Here is a 5,456-nt window from a genome sequence, read left to right as displayed (position 1 = left end):
CGTTCATGTAGGCGGCAATGTCTGGGTCTGAAAACGCTTCCCCTTCCATCACCGTGCACCAGTGGCAACTGGAGTATCCTATGGAGAGAAAAATTGGCTTATCTTCGCGGCGTGCAGTCTCCAAAGCTTCAGGACACCACTCCCACCACGCGATCGGGTTGTCTGCATGTTTGCGTAAATACAGGCTTCGAGCATGGGCAAGACGATTAGGCATGGAGCTGGGTAGAAATCCTCCCCTCTATGCTACTCCCAAGCTGTCACCTAACCCACAGCAATCTAGGCTGATCAGAAGCTGGTCTTTGAACTTGTCAGCAATCGGCCTACGCATAGAACCAATCGTGAATCATTCCTGAGAAAACTTTTCGCCCTAGCCACGATCGTCAACAGTTAGCGCTAAAATTTTAACATTACGTAACAATTAGGTCTGAAATGTGGTTGCTATGCAAGTCACTCCCTCTCCTCTCGTTGGTACCTATTGGCAATGGCAGGGACAATCTATTTACTACGTGCGGGCTGGCGATCGTCAGTCTCACCGCCCCCCATTGCTATTAGTGCACGGTTTTGGTGCCTCCACTGACCACTGGAAAAAGAATATTGCCGAATTGCAAGAGGAATTTGAGGTGTGGGCGATCGACTTGCTAGGGTTTGGGCGCTCTGCCAAGCCAGATTGGGACTATAGTGGCGACCTATGGCGCGATCAGTTGCATGACTTTATCACCAACGTAATCGGACAACCGGCTGTCTTAGCAGGCAATTCCCTGGGTGGTTATGCTTCATTATGCGTGGCAGCACAGCGTCCCCAGTCAGTTCTAGGGTTGATTCTGCTGAATAGCGCTGGCCCCTTCACTGATGTAGGGGTTCCCACACGCCCAAATCCTATACAGCAGTTAGTGATGAATGTTGCTCGTTGGGTATTGACTCAACCGTGGGGCAGTTTCCTATTGTTCCAGTACCTGCGCAACCCCGCCACAATTCGCAAGACTCTGTACAAAGTTTATCTAGACCACGAAGCTGTAACCGATGAGCTAGTAGAGGCTATTTATCGTCCCTCCTGCGACCCCGGTGCAGCACAGGTGTTTGCGTCAATTTTCAAAGGCCAACGCGGTGAACCGGTTGATGTGTTGCTGAGCCAGATGACCTGCCCATTGCTGTTGATTTGGGGCGAAGGTGATCCCTGGATTCGTGCAAGAGAACGGAGTGCAAAATTTAGAGAGCACTATACGGCGCTGACAGAGCATTTTCTTCAGGCTGGGCACTGTCCCCATGATGAAGTGCCTGCACAGGTGAATGCGTTGATGCGAAACTGGGTGACTGAGTACATAGTGCCGAGGTGAGGATGAACCAAGAGGGCTTATGAAGTCAATCGAACTCCTAGGGTTGATAGCAGGAACCTTGACTACAAGTGCCTTCTTGCCACAGTTCCTCAAGACGTGGCGAGCAAAATCGGCTAAGGATCTTTCCCTCACTATGTTAGTCACCTTTAACCTAGGGGTTCTTCTGTGGTTAATCTATGGTATCTGCATCAATTCCCTATCAGTGATTCTGGCCAATATGGTTACACTGATTTTGACATCGATGAATACGTACTTAAAGCTGAAATATCGATAGTAATACAATCGCTAGCTTTTTACCCCTAAGCTGCCCAAGTCTTGATAGTTACATTGCCAGAATTGACGGAAAATCTATAGGACACTTCAGGCTATAAGCCTGTAGGTTAATGATTGTTACTAGCTAATTAATAATTGTTACTATAAAGCCATGGGGGATAAGCTTGTGGGGTTAAGACTAAGCACGGTTTTTAGAGACCAGTTCCTGTTGAAATGCCGCTCTGGAAGCTTTACTAATCGTGTTAAGGCCAGTCACTGACAGGCTCATTCGCTATTTGAGCTACGTGCCATTGCGATACTTGTTAGTGGCCTGTTTTGTTATGCAGGTTCTAATAGTAGTCAGCGCTGTTGGTTGGCTATCGTTCCGAGGTGGCCAGCAGGCTGTTAATGCACTGGCAAGTCGATTGCAACAGGAAACTAGTCATCGCATCACCCAAGAGTTGACAACCTACTTGGCTAGGCCAGTAACAGTCAACAAAATGAACCTAGATGCCATCCAGATAGGGTTGGTGGATGTGCAAAATTCGACCCAACTGGAACAACTATTTTGGCGGGAACTGCGAACCCATAAGGTTAGCCTGATCAAGCTGGGGACAGAATCAGGTCGATTGGTGGGTGTAGGGAATCTAGTGCCAGGGGAGGATAGCCGAATTTTTGAAGTCACACCAGAGCAACCGGCACAATTGAGGGTTTATGCGTCTGATCGCCAGGGTAATCGCACGGCCTTAGTTCAGACTATTTGGGAGCGCAACCCTGTCTATAAACTCTGGTACACCAAAGCAGTGCAAGTTGGTCGCCTTGTATGGAGTGCGATCGACCAGCTTGAGGGCTATCCCACCATACCAGTTATTACTTGTAGTGTACCTATCTATAGTCAAGCCAACAAGTTGATCGGCGTGTTGGCCGCTGAATTAACCCTATCTGATCTCAGCAACTTCTTGAGGATGGTTCAAACCAGCAGCTCTGGGCGCACCTTTATTGTTGATCGCTACGGTCTATTAATCGCTAGTTCCGACAATCAACCCATTACCCGCACGATCGGTAGCTCAGTAGCTACCCGTCTGCGCGCTACGGACAGCAGCGATCATTTGATCCAAACGACTGCTCAATATCTCTCGCATCAATTTCCTAACCTAACAGCCATTACCACCAGCCAACACCTAACGTTTAGCGACGAGGGCCAAAAACGATTTGTGCAGGTTACACCCTGGCACGATGAACTGGGATTAGATTGGCTAGTCATCAATGTTTTGCCAGAGTCTGACTTCATGGGACAGGTAAATGCCGCTCGCGTTCAGACACTCTGGCTGTCTCTATTGGCCCTAGGAGCAACAATCGTCATTGGTTCCTTTACTGCCCACTGGATTGTTTACCCGATTATGCGCCTGAGTCGATCGGCTGAGGCCCTGTCTGTAGGCAATTGGGAAACCCCAGTTGACATCTGGCGCAATGACGAGGTTGGTCATTTAGCAAAGGCATTTCGACGCATGGCCTACCAACTGCGAGACTCTTTCGCTCTCTTAGAACAGCGCATGGAGGAGCAAACCGCTGATTTAGCCAGCGCAGAAATGATGAACCGCAGCCTATTACAAGCAATTCCTGACTTGATTGCCCGCCTTGACGATCAGGGCACCTATTTAGACTTCAAACCAGCCGAAACCTTTTCATCGGTTGTCACTCAGGATGAGGTAGTTGGCTTTAACATCTACGATCTCTTACCGCTAGAGCTAGCTGAGCAGCATATGCAAGGTGTGCGGCAAGCATTACAAACGGGTACACTGCAGCATCGGGAATATCAACTCCTTGTGAAGGGCGATGTACGTTATGAGGAGTCACGAATTGTGCCAATAGGCTCAGATCAAGCCCTTGTTATCGTGCGCGATATCACCGAGCGCAAGCAAGCGGAAAGGGAAATGGAAATTCTGTTGACCTTGACGCAAGACATCAATGCCTCAACAGATTTTCAAACAGCACTAACTATTACCCTAAAAGAAATCTGTGATGTGACCGGGTGGCTGTGTGGCGAAGCTTGGGTGCCGACTACTGATGGCCAAGCGTTAGAATGCCATCCTGCCTGGTACTTGAACGAGGCTGTCATAGATGAGCAACAGATGCAAGCACTGCAAGAATTCCGCTATTACAGCGAAGGACTAACTTTAGTAGCCGATCAAGGACTACCCACTCAAGTCTGGCAGCAACACTGTGCTATCTGGATTGCAGATATTGAAATGGAGCCTAAAGCGCTCTATCTTCGGGAGTCTGTTGCTAGCGACTGTGGCTTGAAGGCAGGGGCTGGGTTTCCTATCTTGACACAACAGGGGAACGTAGTTGCAGTGTTGGTGTTTTGGATAGGCCACGTTCAGCACTATGCCTCTGCGGCTATGAATTTAGTTAATACCGTAACCGCTCAACTGGGTACTGTTCTCCACAATAAGCAAATTGAGGCCAAGCTGTCAGGACTCTTTGCCGCTATGCGCGATGTCATCCTGATTTTTGACGATCAGGGCTATTGCCTAGAGGTCGTGACTACGGATCCAAGTTTGTTATATCCGCTCTCCGAGCAGCAGGTGGGACGCTATTTAAGCGATGTCTTACCCAAGGAACAAGCAACAGCATTTCGAGAATGCATCTGGGAAGCGTTGCGAACTCACCAAACGACCACGATCGAATACAAGCTGCCGATAGAAGGACAAGACCTCTGGTTTTCTGCCAATGTTTCTCCCATTGCCGACAATCGCGTCATTTGGGTTGCCCGCGACATTACCCACCGCAAACAGGCCGAGGAAGTCTTGCGGCAGCGTGAAGCCGACCTAGCTCGCACCAGTCGCTTCCTCGACAGTATTATTGAAACTATGCCTCTAGCTGTGTTTGCTAAGGATGTAACCCAGGAATTCCGCTATGTGCTGTGGAACAAAGCGGCTGAAGAAATCTATGGCATTCGCCGTGAGCAGGCGTTAGGGCGCACTCTGTATGATCTCGTTGACCCTGAGCTAGCAGCGCAACTGTCTGCTGAGCATGAAACCTTAGTGGAGCAACGACAATTAGTGATTACGGATGAGATTTTCCAGAGCCGCTATCAGCGAGAAATTTGGCAGCGAATCCGCAAGCTCCCAATCATAGATGACCAGAATCAAGTCTCGCATCTGCTCTACATTGCTGAGGATGTGACTGAATACAAGCGCCTAGAGGCTGAACTGCACACAACTAATGATGTATTACGACAGGCCGAGGAAAAATATCGCAGTATTGTGGAAAATGCAGTTGATGGTATTTTTCAAACCACACCCGATGGGCGCTATCTCAGCGCTAACCTAGCGCTTGCTAAAATCTTTGGCTATGACTCTCCTGAAGAGCTAATGGCAGCCGTGAATCAGCTTGTGCACCATCTCTACGTAGATAAGCAGGATCGTGATCGCTTCGTTTCCAGTATTAGGATAACTGGGTCAATCGCCAACTTTGAAGCACGAGTCTATCGCAAGGATGGCAGCACCATCTGGATTGAAGAGAACGCCAGAGAAGTACGAGATGCCGATGGAAAATTACTCTACTATGAAGGCATCGTTACAGATATTACCCGGCGACGCATGGCAGAAACTGCTTTACGCTTAGAAAAGGAAAAATATGAGCGCCTGCTGCTTAACATTTTGCCAGAACCAATCGTCAATCGTCTCAAGTACCACAATGACGCGATCGCCGAGAGCTTTGAAGAAGTTAGCATTCTGTTTGCAGACATTGTTGGCTTCACGCCCCTGTCCGCTCAGATGCAACCGATTGAACTAGTGGGAATGCTGAATCAAGTGTTTTCTGAATTCGATCGCTTAGTGGATCAGTATCAACTGGAAAAAATCA

4 protein-coding genes are annotated in these 5,456 nt (G+C 48.7%); 3 read left to right on the top strand and 1 reads right to left on the bottom strand.

What is annotated here, in order from left to right; all coding sequences use genetic code 11:
• On the bottom strand, positions 1–214 hold a 214-nt coding region (locus NZ772_12820), incomplete at its 3' end, for a thioredoxin domain-containing protein (GenBank protein MCS6814433.1).
• Positions 215–440: 226 nt separating this feature from the next.
• On the opposite strand from NZ772_12820, the gene NZ772_12815 reads away from it, so the two are divergent.
• From NZ772_12815 to NZ772_12805, 3 genes are all read left to right on the top strand, one after another.
• Complete coding sequence (locus tag NZ772_12815; protein MCS6814432.1) at positions 441–1,334, top strand: alpha/beta fold hydrolase; 894 nt, start codon at positions 441–443, stop codon at positions 1,332–1,334.
• A 19-nt stretch (positions 1,335–1,353) separates the two neighbouring features.
• A complete protein-coding gene (locus tag NZ772_12810; protein MCS6814431.1) occupies positions 1,354–1,608 on the top strand; it encodes a SemiSWEET transporter in 255 nt (84 codons plus the stop codon).
• Between the two features lie 319 nt (positions 1,609–1,927).
• A partial coding sequence (locus NZ772_12805) for a PAS domain S-box protein (GenBank protein MCS6814430.1) occupies positions 1,928–5,456 on the top strand: 3,529 nt, incomplete at its 3' end.

The sequence above is a fragment of the Cyanobacteriota bacterium genome, assembly GCA_025054735.1.
In the GTDB taxonomy this organism is placed as follows: Bacteria; Cyanobacteriota; Cyanobacteriia; order SKYG9; family SKYG9; genus SKYG9.
This window is presented reverse-complemented; position numbering and strand designations above follow the sequence as displayed.